Source organism: Pseudomonas protegens, assembly GCF_003363755.1.
In the GTDB taxonomy this organism is placed as follows: Bacteria; Pseudomonadota; Gammaproteobacteria; order Pseudomonadales; family Pseudomonadaceae; genus Aquipseudomonas; species Aquipseudomonas danubii.
On the sequence record NZ_CP031396.1, the window covers coordinates 1,206,693 to 1,230,156 of the forward strand.

A 23,464-nucleotide genomic window follows, 5' to 3' on the forward strand; every position below is an offset into this window, starting at 1 on the left:
AAGCCTAGTGACTGGCCCAGCACCTGCAGGACTTCATGAACGATTTCGACGAACAGCTACGCCTGCTGCTCCCCCGCCTCAGGCGCTTTGCCCTGTCCCTGACGCGCCAGCCCAGCAGCGCCGACGATCTGGTGCAGTCCTGCCTGGAGCGCGCCTTGTCGAGTCGGGCCCATAAACGCCCCGAAGGCGATCTGCGAGCCTGGCTGTTTTCCATCCTCTACCGGCAGTTTCTTGATGCCCACCGACGCTCCCGGCGTTACGCACGCATGCTCGAATTCTTTACCGGCCGTGACGACGCCCAGCCTTCGGTGGAGCGCACCGTAGTCGCCCAGTCGACCCTGGCCGCTTTCGACCGCCTGAACGCCGAGCAACGCGCCCTGCTGCTCTGGGTCTCGGTGGAGGGCTTGAGCTACAAGGAAGTGGCAGAGATCCTCCAGGTCCCCGTCGGCACCGTGATGTCGCGCCTGTCCAGGGCCCGCCAGGCGCTGCGCCAACTCAGCGACGGCGAAATCAGCAGCCCCTCTCTACGGATACTCAAATGATCAGCCTGCCCCCCAGCGACAGCGACCTGCACGCCTACGTCGATCACCAGCTCAGCGAAGCGGACCGCCGGGTGCTGGACAGTTACCTGGCCAACCATCCGCAGACGGCAGCCCAGGTCCAGGCCTGGCAGCAGGATGCCCAGCACCTGCGGGCCGCCCTCGGTGGCGCCCTGCTGCAAGCGCCCAACCCGGCGCTGGAGCCGACGCTGATCCGTACGCGCCACCAGCAGCGGGGCTTGCGGCGCCTGGCCAGTGCCGCGGCACTGCTGGTGGCGGTCGGGGTTGGCGGTCTGAGCGGCTGGCAGGCCCGGGAGCTGACCCTGGCCGGCAACAGCGTGCTGCCGATGACCGATGCCCTCCAGGCGTATCGCCTGTTCGCCGAGCAAGGCATCCTGCCGGCGGACTTCAAGGTCCAGGACAACGGCGCCATGCAAGCCTGGCTGGATCGCTACTTCACCCAGGCCAGCCCGCTGCCGGACCTGCACGACGCTGGCTTCAAAGCGGTCAGCGGGCGCCTGCTCAGTACCGAACAAGGGCCGGCGGCAATGGTTCTGTACCAGGATCGCGAGGGGCGCAAAGTCAGCTTCTACATCCGCCCGCCAGGACCGCAGAACACCCTGCTACCCCGTGGTAGCCGCCGTGACGGCCCGTTGCAGGCACAGTACTGGTCCGTCGGGGGCTACAACTACGCCATGGTCGGCCCGGTGGAAATACCCTTGTAGGCCTTCAGAACCCCACGTCCAGCACCACGTTGTCGATGTAGGTGCCCGCGGGCGGCGTGTTCTGGTCGGTGTAGATCCTGGCGTTGTAGTTGAAGATCTGGCTGCCGGTGCCCAGGCCATTGCCCGGGTTCACTTCGGCATCGGTGCTGGAGCGTCGGGCACTGCCAACGCTGCCCCAACGGGTGTTGCCGGCACTTTTGAAAATGTCGTAGGCCAGGTAGTTGCTGCCGGAAATCATCCGCCGTCGCCCTCCCGCGCTCACGGGTTGCTGGCCGTCGCTCAAGCCCACGGTATAGGCACTGCCCTTGGTGCAGGACAGGTTGATGGTCTGCCCGGTGACCGTGGCGAAGGCACTGACCACCGGCGCGCTGCCGAAACTGATGTTCGGCGCGGTGATCACGCAATCGTTGGACACCGTCATGTTCACCGTGAGCGCCTGGGTGCCGCTGCCGATGTCCCGTCCCAGGCAGACCCCCAGTGCGCCGATCCCGGCGCAATAGTTCCAGCTCCAGAAGATGCTCAGGTTCTCGGTGTAGACACCTGCCGCTACGTTGCTGCCGGTGATGGTCCCCATGTAGATGGGCACGGTCTTGGCCACGGTGGGGCTGCCCAGCAAGCCCAGGAGGTCGATGATCGAGTTGCGCGCGAAGTCGAACTGCACGCCCCGAGTGATCGGATAGCTGGTGCTGTTGTTGGCGTACAGGGTGTAGCCGATGACATCGCCCGTGGGGCCGACCATGCCGCTGGTGCTGGACGTGATGGTGGCGTAGAAGTGGTCGTTGCTGGCCAGCAGGCTCAACAGCGAGCCAGTGCAGCTCAAGCCCGCATTGGTGGTGGAAGCCGGCTGCGAAGTGGTACGCACCAGGATCGAGCTGACAGTGCCGAACCCCGCCGGTGCGGTGCTGACAGCGTTGCACAGCGCCTGGGCCTGCAGCGTCAGCAGACTCGCCAGCAGCCCCACTATTGCCTGTCGCCATCCCTTGAACCTGTCCACCCTCAGCACTCCCTTGCCTCGTGACGCCACAACTACTGGCAGACCAGCGGGCCGATCAACGGCACCTGCTGCTGTTGCAGATCCATGTCGAACTGCGCACGGCAGCTCTGGCCATCAGCCAGGCTGACTTGCAGGCTGTTGTGTTGCGAAAGATTCTCCAGATATACCAGCCCATCCCAGCCGACCACCGCCCGAGCCCCACTCTGCTCATGGGTCACGGTGCTGCCCAGGGGCAGTTCCCGTTGCTGGGCGTCCACCAGCACCACGCTGGCGGCGATGATCCGGGTCAGTGGAAACTCCAGCAAATAGCCGCTGCCACGACGCACCGCCACTCGCTGCTCCACATTCGGCGTCTGGACGTTGGCCGGCAGGTTCAACGGATCGATCTCGTACTTGCCCCGGTAATAGGCACTGCTCCAGGGCACCAGCAAGTGTCCGCTCTTGTCAGTCTGCCCCACCAACTGGTTTTCATAGCGCACCGGGATATCCTGGTAACCATCGGTGCTGACCACCACGAAGGCATCGTCGATCTGGTTGGCAGCGAACACCTGGCGGTCCATCCACACCAGCGAGCCACTGGCATCGGCCCAGCGGGTCTCGGCATCGCGGGTGCCATAGACCCCCGCCTGCAGGCGCACCGACTGCAGGCGCCAGGTGACATCCGCCTGGCGATAGTCGGCGCCGCTGCCCGTGGCATAACCCAGGTTGTAGCCAACCCCGCCCTCCAGGGGCACCGAACGACTGAAATTGACCCGCTGGCGGTTTTCCCCCGTCTTGCTGCGTTCGTTGCTCAGGCTCAGGCTGCCGTGCAAGTCGAAGGGAATCACCAGCTGCGCCTGCATCGCCCACTGGCTATCGCCGATCTCCCGGTTGGCCGACAGGTAGAAGCTGCTGTTGTGCCACAGCGGCTTGCTCCAGGTCAGGTTCAACAACCGGGTGCGGCTCGAGTCGGCGGCCCGCACATCGAAATAGCCGGCCCCCAGGCTGCCGTAGCGATCCAGGTTGAGGCTCAGGGTCAGTTGCTCGCTGCGCTGGCTGAGGCTGATGTAGGGGCTGTCGACCACCGTCAGGTCGGCATACTGGTCACGACGTTGCATGCGCTGGTACGCCAGGCTGAAACGCTGGTTGTTGTACTGGTAGCCGAAGCTGAACTGCTGACCGCCGCTGCCGTCAAAACGGCTCTGGCTGAGCGCCGTGTTGAGCACGCCGAAGTTGCCCAGGCGCATATTGCCGCCCACCCCGCCCAGCGTCAGGGAGTCCGAGGCTTCGGCATGCGCTTCCAGGGTCAGGCTGTCGCTCAGGCCATGGCGCAGGCTGCCGGAGGTGGCACCCGGGCCGTAGCCAAAATCACGCAGGGTGTAGTCCCGGCGCAGGTTCCCTGCGGCCACCGAGAAATCCGTCAGCCCCTTCTGCAGCAGGCTGCTGGTAACGTAGAACGGCACCGTGGTCGACACTTGCCGCCCCAGGGCGTCCGTGGTCACCACCACTGCCTCCCCAGCCCCGTTGATAAAGGGAATGTTGGTCAGGGTGTAAGGCCCCGGTTGCACCTCGCTGCTGCTGGACTTGTAGCCATTGATGAACAGGTCCAGGGAGGATGGCACCGCCGCTTCACCGGCAAACTGCGGCAAGGGATAGGTCACCAGGTCCGGGCGCACGGCGAAATCCCGAGACAGCTGGACCCCACCCAGACGCACCGAACTGCTCCAGGGCAAGGCGCTGCTCACCACGTCACCCGCCTCATAGGTCAGCAGGCGTTCTTCATCGGAAAAACGCCAGGTGGTGTCATAACGCCGATACCCATTGTTCAACGAGCTGCTGGCAACGCCGGACAAGGTCCGCCGGTACTGCCCGGTATTGGACAAGGTGCCCCAGGTGTCGAACAGCCGCACTTCATTCCAGGCCGCCAGGTAGGTGCCGCCTTCATCGGTGTCATTGAGGTACAGATCGTAGTTGAGCAGCGCGCCGAAGCTGCTCAGGGCCGGTGTCCTTGGATAGGCCTGGCGACTGCCGATGAACTGCTCCGGCAGCCAATCCGGCGGCACATCAATCAGCAGGCGCTGGCCCTGACTGTCGTAATCGCTGTGCAGGCCCGGCAGGCTGTCCAGATCGACTTCGCTGCCCAGCCCCTCCGGCAGCTTGATGCCGGTTTCCCGCAGCGTCTGCACCGGCATGAACAATCGTCCGGCACGCTGCTCCACCGCCACCACCTTCCCTGTGTTCATCTGATTGATCACCAGTTCCAGAAACAACTGCGCATCGGCCAGCGACTCCAGGCTGCTGGGCGGTGGCGGCAGCTCGCCAGCTTGGCAAAAAGGCGCCAGCATCAGACCGCACAGGCCAGCCATCAGTCCTTTCCAGCAGCGCAAACAACGAGCAGCGTCCTGGCTCATGGCGGGTTCAAGTCCATTTATGGACATCTCCATCCCAAGGCGGATGCGTCACCGCGCTCGCATCCGTCCGTACCTCTTCCGAGCGCCACCTGGCAGGCGCTTGCATGACTGCAGTGGATCAGTGCGCAGGTGCCAGACTCTGCACCTGCGGCGCGCCATTGACCCGCAGTTGCAGGGTCGAATCCATTGTCAGGGGGGCCGTCACCGGCCAGCGCATGACCGCCCCGGGCAGCACGTAACCGAGCAAGCCCGGCGCCAGCGGCCGGGTCTGCCCGCCCTGCTTGAACGCCACATCGGTCAGGCGTGCGTGCACGGCCCCCTGGTTACGCAGCTCGAAAAACGTCTGGCCGTCCACCGCCACTTTGCGCCAGCTCAGGTCCGGCACACCGGCGCCCTTGGGATCGCGAGGGCGGGAAGTGTCTTCCTTGCTCCAGAGGCCGGCGCCATAGGCGAACAACGGCACCGAGTAACGCATCTGGAAGCGGATCGCCGCCGCACTCTTGGCCCCCTCTTCCGGGGTGATGGGCTTGGCCGAAGGAATCTCGTCGATGATGATCCGGTACGCCAGCTCCTGCCCCGGCGGCACCTCACGGGTTCGGGTCAGGCGCACCAGTTGCTTCTGCCCGGGTTCGATCTTCGCCACCGGCGGGCTGCCGATGACGTCGCGCTGGTTCTGGTACTGGTCGGCAAAACCGCTCTGGCTCCAGGCAAACACCCGGATCTGCAGGTTGGCGGTTTCAGTACCGCGGTTTTCCAGCCACAGTGCACTGGCTTGCTGATCCGCCTCCAGAACCGGATCGATCGGCCAGATCAGCACCGAGCTGGCGGCCTGGACCCTGGGCACGCCAGACAACACTCCGGCCAGTATCAGGTAACCGGTGGCCCAAAGGCCCCGCAAAGGTAAATGCATACTGCTACTCCTTGTCCGCCTGCCGACTGGTTGTCGACTCGCCCCATCACCACGACAGCTGCACCTGCAGCACATCGCTGTAAGTCCCCCCAGGCTGATTGCCCGGCAACTGCACCTGCCCGTAAATCGGCAGGCTGATGTTATTGGCATCGCTGTAAGCCACGGCCACGCTCTGGCCTATGCCCAGGCTCTGGCTGTACGCCGCATCGCGAAACAACTGATAGGCCACCCGGGCACTGCCGCTATTGAGCTGCATATGTCGCCCGCTGCTGTTGTACTGGCCGCCGTCCACGGTCATGTTCAAGGCCACTCCCGGTGTGCACTGCAATTGCACGCCCCCGATCAACGCCACTCGCACGGTGCTGGTGGACAGCGCCGACTGGCTGCCGAAGGACAGGCTGCCGTAGTTGCTGACACCGCCCACCACCAGACAACCGGCGGTGATGGTGGCACTGACCTGGAAGTTCTGGCTGGTGGCCGCCCAGATCCACGCCGGCCAGGCACTGGCGCAGATCAGGGCAAACAGCGCAAGACCTTGGCTGGCCATGGCATCAGAAGGTCAGCTGCACGGACACCGTATCGGTGTAGGTGCCGGCCGGCAGCCCGGCCTTGCCCACGGCCTGGCCATAGAGGTTCACGGTCTGCGCGACCCCGGTGCTCGGCGCCAGGTTGATCACCCCATTGATCGCCACGATCTGCGAGTGGCCGGAGTCGGTGTACAGGTCGTAGGGCACATAGTTGGCCACCCCGTCGTACAACGCCCGGGTGCCACCCGAGGACATACCGTCATTGTTGCCGCCCTGGATGGTCAGGCTGGGTGTGGTGCCGCTGGAGCAGAGAATCGACAGAGCCCCGCCACCGCCCCCCAGCACCTGGCCAGTGGCCGTCGTAAACAGGCTGTTGGTGGTGCCGAAGTTCAAGGCGCCGAAGTTCAGACCGGTGCTGCCGCCCACCCCGTTGACCTGGCAACTGCTGGTGAGGATCAGGGTCGAGCTGATCTGACCGGTGACCGTAGTGGCGGCGTTGGCCGTGGAAACCATGACCAGTCCCAACAAGGGCCAGCCAATCCTGGATACAAGCGCGTGCATGATGTGCGTCCTCTCGTGAGTTACCAATCCAGCGTGATGGTCAGGGTGTCGGTGTAGACCCCTGCCGGAACCGCGCGGGTATTCGCGACCACAGAGCCGAACACCGGAATGGGAATCCGCCTGCCGCTGCTCACTGCGAAATTGCGCTGCTGGCCGATGCTGTAGCTGTCGCTACCGGATGCATCGACAAACAATCGATAGGGAATGGTCTGGCGTCCGTTGCTCAAACGCCGGGTTGTACCGTCGCCGTTGAGGCCGCCATTGATGGTCACGGTGAAACCGGTGACCGAGGGATTGCAGGCCACCTGCAACTGGCCTTCGGCACTGTCGGTGAGGCTGGCCTTGATGGGGTTGACCCAGGTCGGCCCCTGCTGCCCGAAGTCGAGCATGCCCAGGTTGCTGATGGGGTTCGTGGAGGGCGCGCTGCCGCCACTGCTCACCTGACAACTGGCAGTGATCACCAGGCGCGCCTGGATCTGCCCGCTGATCGCCGCCTGGGCATCATCAACCAGCAGACACAGCGAGCCCAGGGCGACGATCGTCCAGGTCCTGCCTTTCATTGCACCCATCCCGGTTCCATCAGGACTCCCACGTGAGCCGTTCAACCTGAACGGCTGTCCCTGCTCTGCCCGGGTCCCCCGTGGCAGCTGTCATACCCCCGACCTCACCAGGTCAGTGTCACCTTCAATACATCGGAATAGCCCCCGGCCCGGGGAATCTCGGCCAGAGGTTCAATGCGCCCGTACAGGGGCAGATCCACAGTGCCGGAGTCCGGCACCCGTCCACTGACCGGGACATTCACCGGCAACGCAATGCGCCGGGCCGAGTCCTGGTAGAGGCGATAAGGAATGGGTTTGCCCAACGCACTGTTGCTGGCCAGGTAACGCACCTCGCCGACACCGCCATGCAGGCCGCCGTCGATGCGCATCTGATAAGGGGTATCGGGATTGCACTCCAGGCGTGGCAGGCGACCACTGACCCATGCCGCAGCCAAAGGCCCCGCCGGATCGTTCAGGCGCGCAGTACTGCCAAAGTCCAAGGTACCGAGTTGCTCGACACCCGCCTCCCGCTGCTGACCCACCAACTGGCAGCCACGCTGCACATCGACCCGGACCTGCACCTGCAAATCCGCGGCCCCTGCCGTCGCGCTGAGCAACGCGCTCATGACTGCCAAACCCTTATATCCATTCAAGGCCTCAATCCTTATGAGGAGCATTCGCTGAAATCAGGTTAGCAACCGCGGGCGAAACTGCCAGTTAGCGTATTAATCGGCCTGCCCGGTGTGAATGACCGTCTATCGCCGCCATGCCTTTTCGAGATCACTGGCTGTTGGGTTTTCTATTGGTTAAATTGTCGCGCCGCTTTTAAGGTAGGCGGCCTGGAATCATCGGGGTAACCACCATTGGCCGCTTTACCGCCAACACCTGCACAGACTCAATCACCCTGGCGACGCCTGTTCGCCCGAGCCTTGCGCCGCCCGAACGGTGCCGGTGGCGTGATTCATGACTACTTTCGCCACAAGGCCCGGGACCTGGGATACACCCTCAGCCACAGCCAATTGCGGGTGATCGACTGCATGGCCCGGCAGGCCGAGGACCTGACGCAATCCTCCGGCAAGGCCCAGAGCCTGTACCTGTACGGCGCCGTCGGCCGGGGCAAGAGCTGGTTGCTGGACGGCTTCTTCCGCGCCTTGCCCATCGCCGAAAAACAGCGCCTGCACTTCCACGACTTCTTCGCCCGGTTGCACCAGGGCATGTTCCGCCATCAGCAGCAGGCCGACGCTCTGGAAACCACCCTGGATGAACTGCTCAACCAGTGCCGAGTGCTCTGCTTCGATGAGTTCCATGTCCATGACATTGGCGATGCGATGCTGATCACCCGGCTGTTCAAGGCCCTGTTCAACCGCGGCATCACGCTGTTACTGACCTCCAACTACGCCCCCGAGGGCCTGCTGCCCAACCCGCTGTACCACGCCCGCTTCAAGCCGGTGATCGAACTGATCAACGGGCGCATGCAGGTGATGGAGGTGGGAGGCCCCCACGACTACCGGAGCCAGGCCCGCTCCCACGATCAGCAGCTCTTCACCCAGGGTCACTATGTGTGGCCCGGCACCCCGGCCCAGCGCCAGGCCCTGGAACTGCCCGAGCGCCATGCCCCAGCGGCGCAACTGACAGTAGGCGCCCGGCAATTGACCGTGCGCCAGATCCAGCAGCGCAGCATCCGTTTTGAATTCAACGATGTGTGCGAACAGCCCACGGCCGTCATGGACTACCTGGAACTGAGTCGCCACTTCGACACCTGGATCATCGACGAACTGCCGGAGCTGGGAGAATGCTCGATCGCCGCCCAGCAACGCTTCATCAACCTGATCGACGTGCTCTACGACCAGGACAAACGCCTGCAGCTGATCGGCCAGCGCCCGCTGCACGAGTGTCTCGGCGGCCACGCCATCGACCTGGCGCGCACCCGCAGCCGCCTCGGGCAATTGCAGGTAATCGGTCCCGGGCACCCGCTTGAGCGAGTAGCCACATGAGTTCGATCAGCTTTTGCGAGCTGGTGTGCCTGCACCTGCAAGATTCAACCCTCAAGCACTCCCGGCTATTTGGCCTGGAGAGTTTCTCGGCAGCCGAACTGGCGGCCAAAGGCTATGAGCGGGTCGGCGAGCCCCAGGACTTTCACCAGTATGAAAAAATCTGCACGACGCGCTACCACCAGCGAACCCTGGAGGTGCTGTTCAAGTGCTACTTCCTTGACCGGCAACGGGTCGGCAGTGGCTTCAGCCTGGCCCCTGGGGCCCGCCTGACGTCCGTGCTCAAGTACAGGAAACGCCTTGCGGCACAGCAAAACCTGCCCCCTTCGCAGTTGGCTTTCCATTTCTCGGATGACAAGCAGGAAGGCGCGGTGATTCTGGATGACCGCCACGTCATGCGTTTCAACCAATGGAGCCGCCAGGGCGCCTACTTGCTTGCAACCCTGGAGAGCGACTTCGACCTGGAAAACCCGCTGGGCAGAGCCGCCACCGGATCGGTAAAATACACCTTGGAGCACCACAGCCTGGAGTCGATGCTGGCTGAAGCCAGGAACCCCAGGCACCCCGCGGCATTTCGCCGGTTAGCTGAAGCACTGCAAGATGCAAGAATTTGACCGCAAAGAGATTTATCGACTGGCAGCGGCGCTCTTGCGCGCTATTGAAAATGCCCAGCCAACGGTATTGGCGGCATTTGGCGTAAGCCCGGCCATTTATGCAGAAATCCTCGAAGAGCTGGACAGCTCGGGAGAACAGGCCGTGGACCTGGCCCCTGCGCCCTATGATCGGGCATTCCAGCCGGACCGCAGCGGCCGGGTCGCCCTGGACCTTTACCCGCTGGACACCGAGCCATCCGTCATGAGAGTGGCCTGCCAGCTGTGGTCCAAAGGCCGCAAGACCGACCTTACCCTGATTGCCGACTACGTACAGGGAGCGGGCGCGTTGACCTTCAGGTTGCTGGAAACCCAATAGCACTCATCCAATGGCCGCTTAGGCAGCCAAAACCACCGAACTGCTTTATTCTGCCCGCCTTTTTCTTCTTTCGAGTACTGACGCTGTTCATGGATACCCTTGCTCAACTGCGGGCCGGCCAGCTGGCCGGCATCAAGCGCCTGGACCTGTCCTGTGGACTGACCGAGTTCCCCCAGGAGATCTTCGATCTGGCCGACTCGCTGGAAATCCTCAACCTCAGCGGCAATGCACTGAGCAGCCTGCCCGACGACCTGCACCGGCTCACCCACCTGCGCATCCTGTTCTGCTCGGACAACCAGTTCAGTGAACTACCGGCCTGCCTCGGCCATTGCGCGCAACTGAGCATGATCGGCTTCAAGGCCAACCGCATCGAACGGGTCCCGGCCGCCGCCCTGCCGCCGCAGTTGCGCTGGCTGATCCTCACCGACAACCGCATCAGTGAACTGCCCGAAGAGCTGGGCCAGCGCCCGCTGCTGCAAAAGCTCATGCTGGCCGGCAACCGCCTGACCGCCCTGCCCCAGAGCCTGGGCCAGTGCCACAACCTGGAGCTGCTGCGGATCGCCGCCAACCGCCTGACCGAGCTGCCGCCGTTCCTCCTGGCCCTGCCGCGCCTGACCTGGCTGGCCTATGCCGGCAATCCACTGGAATCCGAGGCCGACGCCCAGGCCCTGGAGTCCACCCGCACCATCCCCTGGCACGAACTGCGCCTGGAGCAACGCCTGGGCGAAGGCGCCTCCGGGGTGATTCACCAAGCGTGGTGGCAGCCGACGGGAGAGCCCGCCCGCGCGGTGGCGGTCAAGCTGTACAAGGGCGAGATGACCAGCGATGGCTCGCCGCTGCATGAAATGAACGCCTGTATCAGTGCCGGGTTACATCCGAACCTGATCCGGGTCGAGGGCCGCATCGTCGAGCATCCCCAGGGCCAGAACGGACTGGTGATGCAACTGATCGACCCCAGCTACCGCAACCTTGCGGCGCTGCCGAGCCTGGATTCCTGCTCCCGGGATATCTACCCGGATAACGCGCACTACCGTGCCGGCGTGATTCTGCGAATCGCCCGCGGCATCGCTGCGGTGGGTGCCCACCTGCATGCCCAGGGCATTACCCACGGCGACCTCTACGGCCACAACACCCTGTGGAATGAACAAGGCGACTGCCTGCTGGGGGATTTTGGCGCGGCGTCCTTCCATGCCAAGGACGACACCCCAGAGAGCCGGGCGCTGCAACGCCTGGAAGTGCGGGCCTTCGGTGTCTTGCTGGAAGAATTGCTGGAGCGCGGGGATGGCTCGCTGAGCCTGGAACAGCGGCAGAAACTGGCGGCGCTGGTGCAGCGCTGCTGTCAGCCAGAGGTGCTGGCACGACCGGACTTTGCCCTGGTCTGTGAGGAATTGGCGGGGCTTTAAAACAGCTTCGCCGGCCAGCCGGCTCCTACAGAGGTTTGCAGGAGCCGGCTGGCCGGCGAATCGCGGTCTTAACCCGCCAGGCCGACGAACATGTCCTGCACGTCGTCATGGTTGTCCAGGCCTTCGAGGAAGGCCTCGACTTCAGCCATCTGCTCATCGCTCAGGCCGCTCACCGGGTTCTTCGGCTGATAGCCCAGCTTGGCCGACAACACGGTGAAACCTTGCTCGGGCAATGCCTTTTGTACGGCATCCAGGTCCGCAGGCTCGGTCAGGAACAGGGTCGCGCCCTCTTCACCCGGTTCGAAATCCTGAGCACCGGCCTCGATGGCGGCCAGTTCCGGATCGGCGTCCGGGCTGTCCGGCGAGGCTTCGATCATGCCCACGTGGTTGAAATCCCAGGACACCGAACCCGAAGCACCCAGTTGGCCCTTGCGGAAGGCCACACGGATTTCCGCCACGGTGCGGTTGATGTTATCGGTCACGCATTCAACGATCAGCGGCACCTGGTGCGGGGCAAAACCTTCGTAGGTCACGCGGTGGTACTGCACGGTCTCGCCCAGTTGGCCCGAACCTTTCTTGATGGCGCGCTCAAGGGTCTCGCGGGGCATCGAGGCCTTCTTGGCCTGTTCGACCACCAGCCGCAGGTGGGCGTTGGTGGCGACGTCAGCGCCGTTACGTGCGGCAATGGTGATCTCTTTCACCAGCTTGCCGAAGATCTTGCCCTTGGCGTTGGCTGCCGCTTCTTTGTGTTTAACCTTCCACTGTGCGCCCATTACTCACTCTCTTGATCTATGGCGTCGAGTTGGATTTGGCCGACGCGATGGGCAAGTTTATACGTCCTCAGGGCCCTGATCGACCAAAAAGTCAGCGACCGGCCCTACCCCGCCAGGCTTCAGCCCTTGTCGGCCTTGCCAGCGGCCGCAGCGAAACGCGCCAGACGCACATCCAGATGCCGCGGCCGACGCCCATGATCCTCGGCCCGCTCCTTGCGGCGAATGGCGTTGCGCACCATGAGCGAGCCCAGGTAGCGGATCGGCTCCGGGGGGAAGTAACCCAAGGGACCGTTGACCAGGGGCGAACGGGTCCAGGGATTGTCCAGGCCCTGGACCAGGGATGCGAGAATCTGCCCTCCCATATGACAGGGGCCCACGCCGCTGCCGGAATAGCCGAACCCATAGAAGAGGTTGCCGGCGCGGCTCATCTGGCCGAAGAAGGGCAACCCGGTGACCGAGCGATCCGACGGACCGTTCCAGGTCGCGGCCACCGGCACCTCGGCAAAGGCCGGGAAGAACTGCCCCAGGCTCTTGTGCAGCAACCCGGCATAGGGCGACGGCTGGTCGAACACCGGCAACATGCGCCCACCGTAGGCAAAGGTGTTGCCGCCCTTGCCGAGCATGATCCGGCCGTCGGGAGTGTTGTGGTAGTAGTGCACGAAGATCCGCGAATCCAGCACCGTCACCCCGCTGGTCAAGCCGATCTGCTGCAGCAGTTGCGGACGCGGCTCGGTGATCAGCATGTCACTGGAAACAATCGCCACACTGCGTTCGAACTGCGGAAAGGCCCGGGCCATCCAGGCGTTCATCGCCAACACCACACGCTGGGCACGGATCTGTCCCAAAGGGGTGCGCAACCGCGCCGGGCGCCCTTCTTCCAACCCGGTCATGGCGCTGTGCTCATGGATTCTGACCCCCAATTGCAAGGCCACCCGACGCAAGCCACGCACCAGCAACCCCGGCTGCACACTGGCGGCGGCCGGCGAGTACCAGCCTTCCAGGTGCTGGCTGGAACCGGCCATGCGCTGCACATCGGCCAAGGGGCGCTTCTCGAAGGAATTGATGCCCCGGCGTTCCAGGGCCGCGATCACCCCGTCGGTGGAACCGACCTGGGCCTGGTTGGTGGCGGTGTACAAGGTACCGTCGAGGCGATAGTGAGCCTCCACTCCATAGCGCTCGCAGAATGCGCCGATGGCGTGGATGCTGCGCTCGGACTCCTTGACCAGGCGCACCGCCTCCTCGATGCCGAACAGACGCTCCAGGGTGAAGTACTTGGCCGACCAGGACAGCGCACAGCCGCCATTGCGCCCACTGGCACCGGCGCCGCAGATATCCGCCTCGATCAGCAGCACATCCAGCCCGGGGTTCTGCTCCTTGAGCATGATGGCGGTCCACAAACCGGTGTAGCCGCCGCCGACAATGGCCACCTCGCAGGTGGTATCGCCCTGCAGAGGCGGACAGGGGTCCAGGGTTTCCTGTTGCAGGGCCTGTTCCAGCCAGAAAGGTCGCATGGGTGAGTCTCCAGGAAAAAAACGGCAAGTGGGTGCGCTGGCAAGCCAGCGCCTACAACACTTCGTAGGAGCCGGCTTGCCGGCGAAGGGTCAGAAAAGTCAGGAACGCAACGGCTTGATCAACAACGGTCCATTGGGAACGAGCCCGCGCACCGGCTCGCTCCCATGGGGTCGGCTGTTCCAGAACGGCATGAGTAACAGCGCCGAGACCAGGGCACAGCCGGCAAACACGATGAACACCGTCACCGTGTCGAAATAGCCCGGCAACAAGCCCCCCAGTACTGCCCCCACCGAGCCGCAGCCATTGACGAAGCCTGCGGCCGTGGCCCCGGCCTTGGCCGAACCGAAATCAATGGCCGCCGCGCCGCTGATCATCGAGTCCGGCCCGTACAGGGTCAGCCCCATGAAAAACAGCAGCAGCATCACCAGCAGCACGCTGCCGGTGTGCAGCGCCCCCATGAACAGCGCCAGGGACACTGTCAGCGCCAAGAGGCTGAGGACACAGGCCGGCATGCGCCGGGCACCGAACAGCTTGTCCGAGGCCAGGCCGATCATGATCGGCCCCAGCAGCCCGGCCAGCTCGAAGGTGGTGGGCACGATCGCCGCCCCCACCTTGCCCACCGACGGCATCTGCTCATAAACGATCACCGGTCCCCACAGCAGAATCGCGTAGCGCGCCGGTTTGAGCAGGAAGTACGACAGGCCGAGCACCAGCACCGTGCGATTGCGCAGGATCTCCCGCAACGGCTCCCAGACACTCAGGCGGCGCTCGGCGGCCTCCTCCTCGGCACTCTGTGGCGCCAATGGCTCCACCGCCGGCAAACCCACATCCTGCGGGGTGTTGCGCTGGAAGATGAAAAACAGCACCGCCGTCAGCCCCACCACCACTGCGCTGGAGATGAACGCCGCATGCCAGGTGCCGATCAGGGTATAGGCCCACCAGCCGGCAAAGGGCGACGCCACCAGCCCGCCAAAGGCGTAGCAGGAACTCCATAGCCCCAGGACCCGGCCACGCTCCCGGGCAGGGAAGAAACTGCCCATGTTCTTGCACAGCCCGGACCAGCCGGTGGACTGCGCCAGCCCCTGGATCAGCATGCACGTGGCGAACACCGGCAAGGTGGCGAAGCTGCCCATGACCAGGGCCGCGGCCGCGGAGATCAGCAGGCCGCCCAGCACCACCACCCGCGGGCCGAAACGGTCGGCGAAGATCCCCCAGGTGAACTGGCCCACGGCGTAGGCCGCCAGGTAGATGGCATCGAGGTTGGCCATGGCCATCTTGTCGAGGGTGAAGTCGGGATCGTCGGCGATCCCCAGTTTGGCGACGGAAAAGGCTTTGCGGGTGAAGTAGAACGCCGCGTAGGCGATCCAGGTGATGGCGAAAATCTGCACGCGCCAACGTTTGATGGTGCCGTTGTGCTTATTCATTGTGGTTCTGACCTCAGGGTGAGTGTGCCGGCAGAATGAGGAACAAACGCCTGTGTTTTTTATTGTTGAGCACTGCAGCAGAGCCCTTGAGGCAGGCACTGCTGGTCAGATGAGTCCTGTTGCTTTCCCTGTTTCGGGACTTGGAGGTGCACGCACAGGCATCAGGGCCGGGTACGGGTCGACTGACGGGTCACCCGGGCCTTGAAAGATGGAAGCAATTACCAACTAATAAGTGAAATCGATTTATCGTATTTCAAATATAAGCCCAGCTTGTAAGAGGATCTGCCCATGTCGGTTTCCCACGCACAGTTGAAGGCCTTTCATGCGGTGGCCGTGCACGGCAACTTCACCAAGGCTGCCGAACGCCTGTTTCTCACCCAGCCGGCGATTTCCGATCAGGTGCGCAAGCTCGAAGAGCGCTTCGGCGTCATCCTGTTCCATCGCAACAAACGCTCGGTACGCCTCACGGATCTGGGAGAACGCCTGCTGGCCATCACCCAGCGCCTGTTCGTGGTGGAGGCCGAAGCCAAGGAACTGTTGCAGGATTCCCAGGCCTTGCAGACCGGCAGCCTGGTACTGGCGGTGGATGCCCCGGTGCATGTGCTGCCGCAGATCGCCCGGTTCTGCGAGCTGTACCCCGGGATCAATGTGAAGATCGAGACCGGCAACACCGATGAATCCCTGCTGCGTCTGTTCAACTACCAGGCCGACCTGGCCCTGCTGGGACGGGAGGTGGATGACGAGCGCCTGCTGTCCTTGACCCTGCGCAACGACCCGATGGTGGCCTTTGTCTCGCGCAATCATCCGTGGGCCGATCGCCAGTCCATCTGCCTGGCCGACCTGGACGACACGCCCCTGGTGCTGCGGGAAGTCGGCTCGGTAACCCGGCAGACCCTGGAAGAGGAAATGAACCGGGCCGGCCTGCGGATTCGCCCGACCATCCAGGTGGAGGGCCGGGAAGCGGCGCGAGAAGCGGTAGTGGTGGGGATTGGCGTGGGGGTGGTCTCGGCGGCGGAGTTCGGCGCCGACTCCCGGGTCTGCGCCCTGCCGATCATCGACTGCCAGCGGCGCATGACCGAAACCCTGGTGTGCCTGCGCGAGCAGAGTTCACGGCGGATCGTCGCGACCTTTCTCGATCTGGTACGCGAAAGCCTGGCCTCCCCCACCGCTCCGTAGGCGCCGGCTTGCCGGCGAAGGCGATCCCTCGGGCCTCTTCGCTGACAAGCCAGTTGCTACGGGGCGGTCAGGCAGGAGCCAGGGCGAAAAACGCCTGGATCAGGCGCAGGTCACGGCGCCGTTCCATGCAACCGAGCATGTGCCGGTTGATCAGGCCAGCGCCACGAATCGGCACCGTGCACACCCGCGGGTCGTGCCCCACTTCCACTGAACTGACGATCCCGACGCCCAACTGCGCCGCCACCGCTTCGGTCACCGCCTCGCGGCTGTCCAGTTCCAGCAGCACGCGGGGCTGGACCCTGGCCAACACGCAAGCCTCATCAAAGGTGCGCCGGGTGATGGAACTGGGTTCGCGCAGCACCATGATCACCTGATCCAGTTGTTCGATGGCAATGCCTTCGGGCAGCTCCAGCCAGGGATGCCCCTGGGGCACCAGGGCACACATCCGCGACTCACCCAGGCTTTGCAGGTGCAGGCCCTTGCGCGGCTCGACTTCGGTCAGCACCGCCACGTCGGCGTGTTCCGACAGCAGCGCCGCCAGGGTTTCCTGGGCATTGCCCAGGCGCAGGTTGACCGTCACTCCCGGATACTTCGCCCGTAGGCTGGCCAGCATCGGCATCACCATGTGCGGGCCATCCGCCGCCACTTCCAGGCGCCCGGTCAGCAATTGCCGGTTGGCCTCGAGCATGGCCTGGGCCTCTTCGGCCAGGCCGAACATGGCCCGGGTGATGGCCGCCAGCTTGATGCCTTCCTCGGTCAGCTCCACCCGGCGCGCAGTGCGCCGCAGCAGGGTGATCTGGTAATGCTCTTCCAAGGCCTTGATATGCCCGGTCACCGCTGGCTGGCTGATAAACAGCCGCCCGGCGGCCCGGGTGAAGCTGCCTTCACGGGCCACGGCGTCGAATGCGCGGAGTTGAAACAGGTTCATAGCTATCGGCCTCACTGATGGCTGGCATAACAACAAACAATTTGATTGATGACAAGGCAAACTGCAATTTAGTCCCCGTAGCTTCATCCCATCATTTTCGAGGACACAGCATGAGCATCGCCGAGCCAATCCTGCTTACCCCCGGGCCCCTGACCACATCCGCCCGCACCCGCCAGGCGATGCTGGTGGACTGGGGTTCATGGGATGAGCGCTTCAACCAACTGACAGCCAGCCTGTGCCAGCAACTGCTGGCCATCGTCAACGGCGCCGACAGCCACCACTGTGTCCCCCTGCAAGGCAGCGGAACCTTCGCCGTGGAAGCCGCCATCGGCACCCTGGTGCCCCGCAACGGCAAGGTCCTGGTGCTGATCAACGGTGCCTACGGCAAGCGCCTGGCGAAAATCTGCGAAGTGCTCGGCCGCGACTTCAGCACCTTTGAAACCGCCGAGGACGAACCCACCACCGCCGCCGACGTCGAGCGCCTGCTCCAGGCCGACCACCGCATCAGCCACGTGGCCCTGATCCACTGCGAAACCAGCACCGGCATCCTCAACCCGCTGCCGGAGATCGCCCAGGTCGTGGCCCGCCACGGCAAACGCCTGATCATCGATGCCATGAGCTCCTTCGGCGCCCTGCCCATCGATGCCCGGGAAATCCCCTTCGACGCATTGATCGCCGCCTCCGGCAAATGCCTGGAAGGCGTGCCCGGCATGGGTTTTGTCTTCGCCCGCAAGGAGTCCCTGGCCCAGGCGGCGGGCAACGCCCATTCCCTGGCCATGGACTTGCACGACCAGCACAGCTACATGGCCAAGACCGGCCAGTGGCGCTTCACCCCGCCGACCCACGTGGTCGCTGCGTTACATGAAGCCCTGCTGCAGTACAACGAAGAAGGCGGCCTGCCGGCACGCCATGCGCGCTACGCCGACAACTGTCGGACACTGCTGGAAGGCATGGGGAACTTGGGCTTGCGCAGCTTTCTGCCGGAAGCAATCCAGGCGCCGATCATCGTCACCTTCCATGCCCCGCAAGACCCGCGTTACCAGTTCAAGGACTTCTATGAACGGGTCAAGGCCAAGGGCTACATCCTCTACCCGGGCAAGCTGACCCAAGTCGAAACCTTCCGCGTGGGCTGCATCGGTCACGTCGACCGCCGCGGCATGCAGGCCGCCGTCGCCGCCATCGCCGAGGTACTGCAGGAAATGGAAGTCCAGAACATCTGACTCCCCGCCGTGCCTGCAACAGCGAGCTTGCTCGCGAAACAGGCGCTGCGATCCCGAACCTTTTTCCGCGAGCAAACTCGCTCCTACACAGGCATTGAAACCATGAACTACAGCAACCCTTCTCAGTTGCAAGCAGCGATCCTCGACTGGGCCGGCACCGTGGTGGACTTCGGCTCCTTCGCTCCGACGCAGATCTTTGTCGAAGCCTTTGCCGAATTCGATGTGCAGGTGTCTATCGAAGAAGCCCGCGGCCCCATGGGCATGGGTAAGTGGGACCATATCCGCACCCTGTGCGACCTGCCGGAGGTGGCCGAGCGCTACCGTAAAGTCTTCGGTCGTACACCCACCGATGCCGACGTCACAGCCATCTACGAGCGCTTCATGCCATTGCAGATCGAGAAAATCGCCGAGCATTCGGCACTGATTCCCGGCGCCCTGGAAGTGATTGCCAAGCTGCGCGAGCAAGGCATCAAGATCGGCTCCTGCTCCGGCTACCCCAAGCAGGTGATGGACAAGGTGGTGACCCTGGCCGCCAGCAACGGCTACGTCGCCGACCATGTAGTGGCCACCGACGAAGTGCCCAACGGTCGCCCCTGGCCGGCCCAGGCCCTGGCCAATGTGATCGCCCTGGGCATCGATGATGTTGCCGCCTGCGTGAAGATCGACGACACCGTGCCAGGGATTCTCGAGGGCCGTCGCGCCGGCATGTGGACCGTGGCCCTGATCTGCTCGGGCAACGCCCTGGGCCTGAGCTATGACGGCTTCCGTGCCCTGGCCAGCGACACCCTGGCCAGCGAGCGCAAGCGCATCCATAAACTGTTCGAGGCTTCGCGCCCGCACTACATGATCGACACCATTGCCGATCTGCCTCAGGTCATCGCCGACATCAACCAGCGCCTGGCCCGAGGAGAGATGCCCCAGAGCCACTGATCAGGCCCCAGCTCCACAACCAAACGGCGGCGCTCCTGGCACCGCCGTTTTTTTATCGGGCATTGCCCCGCCAGGGCCCTGACAAGGGCGATAAAAGCCCCTGTCGACTCAGGCAAACCCTCGGATAGCGGATTACAGTTACAGCACTCCGTCATTCAAGAACGGAGGCTTCAGACCTGATGACCGAGGATGTCCCGTATGCCCTGGAAAAACACTGAGTCTCGCTACAGCAGCATGACGATCACCCTGCACTGGTTGATGCTGGTGCTCTTGGCGGTGGTTTACGCCTGTATCGAATTTCGCGGCATCTTTCCCAAGGGCAGCGGCGCTCGCACGCTGATTGTCGAAGCCCACTTCATGCTCGGCCTGACGGTGTTCGTTCTGGTCTGGCTGCGCCTGTTCGCGCGCACCCAGGGCGTCGCACCGAAGATCGTGCCCAACCCGCCCCAGTGGCAGAGGCTGCTGGCGACGCTCATGCACTGGGCGCTCTACCTGTTCATGATCGCCATGCCGCTGCTCGGTTGGCTGACCACCAGCGCCAAGGGCCATCAAGTGATGTTCTACGGCTTCGATCTGCCGCTGCTGGTGACAGAGGACAAAAACCTGGCCAAACAACTCCAGGGCTGGCACGAACTGCTGGGTAGCCTGGGTTACTGGCTGATCGGTCTGCATGCCCTGGCCGGGCTCTATCACCACTACGTGATGCGCGATAACACCCTGCAACGCATGTGGCGCAAACCGGATCAGGCCTGATCGGCGAATCCACGGCGGCCTTGCAAGCCGCCGGTATGCACGAAGATCAACCGGCTACCCGCGGCAAAGCGCCCGGCCAGGACCTGCGCCTGCAAGGCCAGCAGGGCCTTGCCGGTGTACAGCGGTTCCAATGGCAAGCCGCTGTATCGCTCACTCAGTTGGATGAACTCCCGCAACTCTGCGTCGACCTTGGCAAAACCGCCACGACTGCTGTCCAGCAGCTCATAACGGCCACTGTTCAGCCCGGCCTCCTGCAAAATATCCGCAACCTGCTGCGCCACCCCGTGATCCGCAGGCACCGCCAGTGCGCCATACACCGGGTGCACGCCAGCCTCCGCCAGCACCAACCCAGCCAGGGTGGTGCCAGTACCGACGGCCAGCCACCAACCGTGATAGTCGCTCCAGCCCAAGGCCGGTAACTGTTGCTGCACCTGTTGTAGCAACGGCCGGCAGCCTGAAGCGCCCGCCAGGCCACCGCCCCCCTCGGGCACCGGATACAGCTCGGGGTACTGCGCCTGCCAAGGCGCCCAGAAACCGGGGGCATGGCGCCCCCGGTAACCGGCGTAACCCAACCAGTGCACCTGCATGCCGAAACGCTGCAGGTCGCGCACGGTCGGGGTGTCTTGTGGATGGCCGCGCAACAGCCCGACCGTGGGGAAGGCAAAACGTCGACCGGCAGCGGCCAGGGCGTGCAGATGATTGGAATGGGCACCGCCCAGGCTGATGATGCCGGCGGCACCACACTGGCGCGCGGTTGCCAGGTGTTCGGTCAGCTTGAACCATTTGTTGCCGCTGATCAGTGGATCGATCAGGTCCAGGCGCAGCACCGCCACCTCGACCCCGGCTTGAGACAGCCAGTCCAGGTCCAGCCGTTGCAGCGGTGCCTGGGGCAGCCAATCGAAGGAATCGGGAAAGGACATCAGCATCAGGTTCAACATGCAAAGAGGCGCAGTCTACCAGTGCGCCTCTTTGCCCGCTGCGTGTCGCTGACGCCGTTACAGCTGTGCCGCCAGGCGCGAGCCCTGATTGATGGCACGCTTGGCGTCGAGCTCCGCGGCCACATCGGCGCCGCCGATCAAGTGCACATTCTGCCCTGCGGCCAGCAGGCCATCCTGCAGCTCACGCAGCGGGTCCTGACCGGCGCAGATGACGATGTTGTCGACCGGCAGCACCTGGGGTTCTCCTGCCTCGCCAATGCGGATATGCAGACCGGCGTCGTCGATCTTCAGGTATTCGACGCTGTTGAGCATCTGTACCTGCTTGTTCTTCAACCCGGTGCGGTGAATCCAGCCGGTGGTCTTGCCCAGGCCGTCGCCAACCTTGGTTTTCTTGCGCTGCAGCAGGAACACCTGACGGGCCGGTGCATGGGGCTCAGCCTTGATTCCCGCTACGCCGCCACGGGCTTCGAGCTGGGTGTCGATGCCCCATTCCTTCCAGAACGCTTCACGGTCCTGGCTGGTGGCCACGCCCTGGTGCACCAGGAACTCGGAAACGTCGAAGCCAATGCCACCGGCACCGATCACAGCCACGCTCTTGCCGACCGGCTTGCGCTCCAGCAACACATCCAGGTAGCTCAGGACCTTGGGATGCTCCACCCCGGGAATCGCCGGCACACGCGGGGCGATACCGGTGGCCAGGATGATTTCGTCAAAACCGCCGGCCACCAGTTGCTCCACATCCACCCGGGTGTTCAGGCACAGCTCGACATGGCTGGTCTGCAGCTTGCGCTTGAAGTAACGCAGGGTTTCATAGAACTCCTCCTTGCCCGGCACCCGCTTGGCGATGTTGAACTGGCCACCGATCTCGCTGGCGGAGTCGAACAGGGTCACCTGATGGCCACGTTCAGCGGCCACGGTAGCGGCGGACAGGCCCGCCGGGCCGGCCCCCACTACGGCAATCTTCTTGATCTGCGTGACCGGCAGGTAGTTCAGCTCGGTCTCGTGGCAGGCACGGGGGTTGACCAGGCAACTGGTGAGCTTGCCGCCGAAGGTATGGTCCAGGCACGCCTGGTTACAGCCGATGCAGGTGTTGATCTCGTCGGCGCGACCGGCGGCGGCTTTATTGACGAAGTCCGGATCGGCGAGGAACGGCCGAGCCATGGAAACCATGTCGGCATCGCCCTCGGCGAGGATCTGCTCAGCAATTTCCGGGGTGTTGATGCGGTTGGTGGTGATCAGCGGAATGCTCACCGAACCGCGCAGCTTGGCCGTGACTTTGCTGAATGCGGCGCGAGGCACCTTGGTGGCGATGGTGGGAATTCGCGCTTCGTGCCAGCCGATCCCGGTATTGATGATGGTGGCGCCGGCCTGTTCGATGGCCTGGGCCAGCTGCACGATTTCTTCCCAGGTGCTGCCGCCTTCCACCAGGTCGAGCATCGACAGGCGGAAGATGATGATGAAGTTCGGACCGACCGCCTCACGCACCCGGCGAACGATTTCCACTGGCAGGCGCATGCGGTTTTCGTAGCTGCCGCCCCAGCGGTCGGTACGGTGGTTGGTGTGGGCCGCCAGGAACTGGTTAATGAAATAACCTTCCGAGCCCATGATTTCGACGCCGTCGTACTCGGCTTTCTGGGCCAGGGTCGAGCAGGTGACGAAGTCGCGGATCTGCTTCTCGATGCCTTCCTCGTCCAGCTCCTTGGGCTTGAACGGGTTGATCGGCGCCTGGATCGCGCTGGGGGCGACCTGCTTGGGGCTGTAGGCATAACGCCCGGCGTGAAGAATCTGCATGCAGATCTTGCCACCCGCCTCGTGCACCGCACGAGTGACGATCTGGTGCTTGAGGGCCTCTTCTTCGGTGGTCAGCTTGGCAGCGCCGGAATACACCCCGCCCTCGTCGTTGGGACCGATACCGCCGGTGACCATCAGGCCCACGCCGCCGCGGGCACGCTCGGCAAAATACGCCGCCATGCACTCGAAACCGCCGGGCTTCTCTTCCAGACCGGTGTGCATGGACCCCATCAGGGTGCGGTTGCGCAGGGTGGTGAACCCCAGGTCGAGGGGGGCCAGCAAGTGCGGGTAAGGTGCGGCAGCCATGGTGTCACTCCAGATCGGGCAATCACGGAAAATGTGGAAGCTCTGCGTCTTCCATCGGTAGTGCTCCACAGACTAAGAGCACGGTATCCGGCGCTCAATGACCGTAACTGACAACTTATTGATCCAAACGCACAGCGCCCCTTGGCAAGCGTCGGCCCGGGCCCT

At 63.8% G+C, this 23,464-nt stretch carries 23 protein-coding genes; 10 read left to right on the forward strand and 13 right to left on the reverse strand.

From position 1 onward, the window contains the following. The first annotated feature begins 35 nt into the window (after positions 1–35). Positions 36–542, forward strand: coding sequence for an RNA polymerase sigma factor (locus DWF74_RS05115; RefSeq protein ID WP_102864682.1), 507 nt, complete (start codon positions 36–38; stop codon positions 540–542). Next, positions 539–1,264, forward strand: a complete 726-nt coding sequence (locus tag DWF74_RS05120) for an anti-sigma factor family protein (protein WP_115580513.1) — start codon at positions 539–541, stop codon at positions 1,262–1,264. Before DWF74_RS05115 ends, DWF74_RS05120 begins: the two co-directional genes overlap by 4 nt. 4 nt (positions 1,265–1,268) lie before the next feature. Here the strand turns inward: DWF74_RS05120 and DWF74_RS05125 are convergent, their stop codons facing one another. The 7 genes from DWF74_RS05125 to DWF74_RS05155 form a co-directional block, all read right to left on the reverse strand. Then, positions 1,269–2,258 (reverse strand): Csu type fimbrial protein, encoded by a 990-nt coding sequence (locus DWF74_RS05125; RefSeq protein ID WP_115580514.1) that lies wholly within the window; start codon positions 2,256–2,258, stop codon positions 1,269–1,271. A 32-nt stretch (positions 2,259–2,290) separates the two neighbouring features. Then, positions 2,291–4,648 (reverse strand): fimbria/pilus outer membrane usher protein, encoded by a 2,358-nt coding sequence (locus DWF74_RS05130; protein WP_115580515.1) that lies wholly within the window; start codon positions 4,646–4,648, stop codon positions 2,291–2,293. A 118-nt stretch (positions 4,649–4,766) separates the two neighbouring features. Beyond that, positions 4,767–5,558, reverse strand: a complete 792-nt coding sequence (locus DWF74_RS05135) for a fimbrial biogenesis chaperone (RefSeq protein ID WP_102864678.1) — start codon at positions 5,556–5,558, stop codon at positions 4,767–4,769. A 46-nt stretch (positions 5,559–5,604) separates the two neighbouring features. Beyond that, on the reverse strand, positions 5,605–6,105 hold the full coding sequence (locus DWF74_RS05140) for a Csu type fimbrial protein (protein ID WP_102864677.1): 501 nt from the start codon (positions 6,103–6,105) through the stop codon (positions 5,605–5,607). Positions 6,106–6,109: 4 nt separating this feature from the next. Next, positions 6,110–6,646, reverse strand: a complete 537-nt coding sequence (locus DWF74_RS05145) for a Csu type fimbrial protein (protein WP_102864676.1) — start codon at positions 6,644–6,646, stop codon at positions 6,110–6,112. Between the two features lie 20 nt (positions 6,647–6,666). Beyond that, positions 6,667–7,206 carry a Csu type fimbrial protein gene (locus tag DWF74_RS05150; protein ID WP_102864969.1) on the reverse strand — a complete coding sequence of 180 codons (540 nt, stop codon included), beginning with the start codon at positions 7,204–7,206 and terminating at the stop codon, positions 6,667–6,669. A gap of 104 nt (positions 7,207–7,310) precedes the next feature. Next, positions 7,311–7,811, reverse strand: coding sequence for a Csu type fimbrial protein (locus DWF74_RS05155; protein WP_102864675.1), 501 nt, complete (start codon positions 7,809–7,811; stop codon positions 7,311–7,313). 237 nt (positions 7,812–8,048) lie between these two features. On the opposite strand from DWF74_RS05155, the gene zapE reads away from it, so the two are divergent. The 4 genes from zapE to DWF74_RS05175 all read left to right on the forward strand — a co-directional run bounded on the left by zapE (position 8,049) and on the right by DWF74_RS05175 (position 11,548). After that, complete coding sequence (gene zapE, locus DWF74_RS05160; protein WP_115580516.1) at positions 8,049–9,179, forward strand: cell division protein ZapE; 1,131 nt, start codon at positions 8,049–8,051, stop codon at positions 9,177–9,179. After that, positions 9,176–9,790: a hypothetical protein gene (locus DWF74_RS05165; RefSeq protein WP_115580517.1), complete on the forward strand. Its 615-nt coding sequence runs from the start codon at positions 9,176–9,178 to the stop codon at positions 9,788–9,790. The genes zapE and DWF74_RS05165 overlap by 4 nt, the downstream gene beginning before the upstream one ends. Next, positions 9,777–10,145: a hypothetical protein gene (locus DWF74_RS05170; RefSeq protein ID WP_115580518.1), complete on the forward strand. Its 369-nt coding sequence runs from the start codon at positions 9,777–9,779 to the stop codon at positions 10,143–10,145. The genes DWF74_RS05165 and DWF74_RS05170 overlap by 14 nt, the downstream gene beginning before the upstream one ends. Positions 10,146–10,234: 89 nt before the next feature. Next, the gene (locus DWF74_RS05175) at positions 10,235–11,548 is read left to right on the forward strand and encodes a leucine-rich repeat-containing protein kinase family protein (protein WP_115580519.1); all 1,314 of its coding nucleotides are present in this window, start codon (positions 10,235–10,237) and stop codon (positions 11,546–11,548) included. Positions 11,549–11,616: 68 nt separating this feature from the next. Here the strand turns inward: DWF74_RS05175 and DWF74_RS05180 are convergent, their stop codons facing one another. The 3 genes from DWF74_RS05180 to DWF74_RS05190 form a co-directional block, all read right to left on the reverse strand. Then, a complete protein-coding gene (locus DWF74_RS05180) occupies positions 11,617–12,321 on the reverse strand; it encodes a YebC/PmpR family DNA-binding transcriptional regulator (protein WP_060840179.1) in 705 nt (234 codons plus the stop codon). 119 nt (positions 12,322–12,440) lie between these two features. Continuing rightward, positions 12,441–13,832 (reverse strand): FAD-dependent oxidoreductase, encoded by a 1,392-nt coding sequence (locus tag DWF74_RS05185; RefSeq protein ID WP_115580520.1) that lies wholly within the window; start codon positions 13,830–13,832, stop codon positions 12,441–12,443. Between the two features lie 99 nt (positions 13,833–13,931). Then, on the reverse strand, positions 13,932–15,257 hold the full coding sequence (locus DWF74_RS05190) for an MFS transporter (RefSeq protein WP_102864668.1): 1,326 nt from the start codon (positions 15,255–15,257) through the stop codon (positions 13,932–13,934). 288 nt (positions 15,258–15,545) lie between these two features. On the opposite strand from DWF74_RS05190, the gene DWF74_RS05195 reads away from it, so the two are divergent. Beyond that, the gene (locus DWF74_RS05195) at positions 15,546–16,433 is read left to right on the forward strand and encodes a LysR substrate-binding domain-containing protein (RefSeq protein WP_102864667.1); all 888 of its coding nucleotides are present in this window, start codon (positions 15,546–15,548) and stop codon (positions 16,431–16,433) included. 67 nt (positions 16,434–16,500) lie between these two features. On the opposite strand, the gene DWF74_RS05200 is transcribed toward DWF74_RS05195, so the two are convergent. Continuing rightward, positions 16,501–17,361 carry a LysR substrate-binding domain-containing protein gene (locus tag DWF74_RS05200; protein ID WP_102864666.1) on the reverse strand — a complete coding sequence of 287 codons (861 nt, stop codon included), beginning with the start codon at positions 17,359–17,361 and terminating at the stop codon, positions 16,501–16,503. Positions 17,362–17,471: 110 nt separating this feature from the next. Between DWF74_RS05200 and DWF74_RS05205 the strand changes: the two genes are divergently transcribed. The 3 genes from DWF74_RS05205 (at position 17,472) to DWF74_RS05215 (ending at position 20,264) form a co-directional block, all read left to right on the forward strand. Further along, positions 17,472–18,581, forward strand: a complete 1,110-nt coding sequence (locus tag DWF74_RS05205; protein ID WP_115580521.1) for a 2-aminoethylphosphonate--pyruvate transaminase — start codon at positions 17,472–17,474, stop codon at positions 18,579–18,581. Positions 18,582–18,683: 102 nt separating this feature from the next. Further along, positions 18,684–19,511 (forward strand): phosphonoacetaldehyde hydrolase, encoded by an 828-nt coding sequence (phnX, locus tag DWF74_RS05210; RefSeq protein WP_110596148.1) that lies wholly within the window; start codon positions 18,684–18,686, stop codon positions 19,509–19,511. Positions 19,512–19,709: 198 nt separating this feature from the next. Further along, on the forward strand, positions 19,710–20,264 hold the full coding sequence (locus DWF74_RS05215) for a cytochrome b (protein ID WP_115580522.1): 555 nt from the start codon (positions 19,710–19,712) through the stop codon (positions 20,262–20,264). Here the strand turns inward: DWF74_RS05215 and DWF74_RS05220 are convergent. After that, on the reverse strand, positions 20,255–21,184 hold the full coding sequence (locus DWF74_RS05220) for a 1-aminocyclopropane-1-carboxylate deaminase/D-cysteine desulfhydrase (protein WP_115582421.1): 930 nt from the start codon (positions 21,182–21,184) through the stop codon (positions 20,255–20,257). The two genes, DWF74_RS05215 and DWF74_RS05220, sit on opposite strands and share 10 nt — an antisense overlap. Before the next feature lie 75 nt (positions 21,185–21,259). Beyond that, positions 21,260–23,299, reverse strand: coding sequence for an NADPH-dependent 2,4-dienoyl-CoA reductase (locus DWF74_RS05225; protein ID WP_115580523.1), 2,040 nt, complete (start codon positions 23,297–23,299; stop codon positions 21,260–21,262). Between the last annotated feature and the right edge of the window lie 165 nt (positions 23,300–23,464).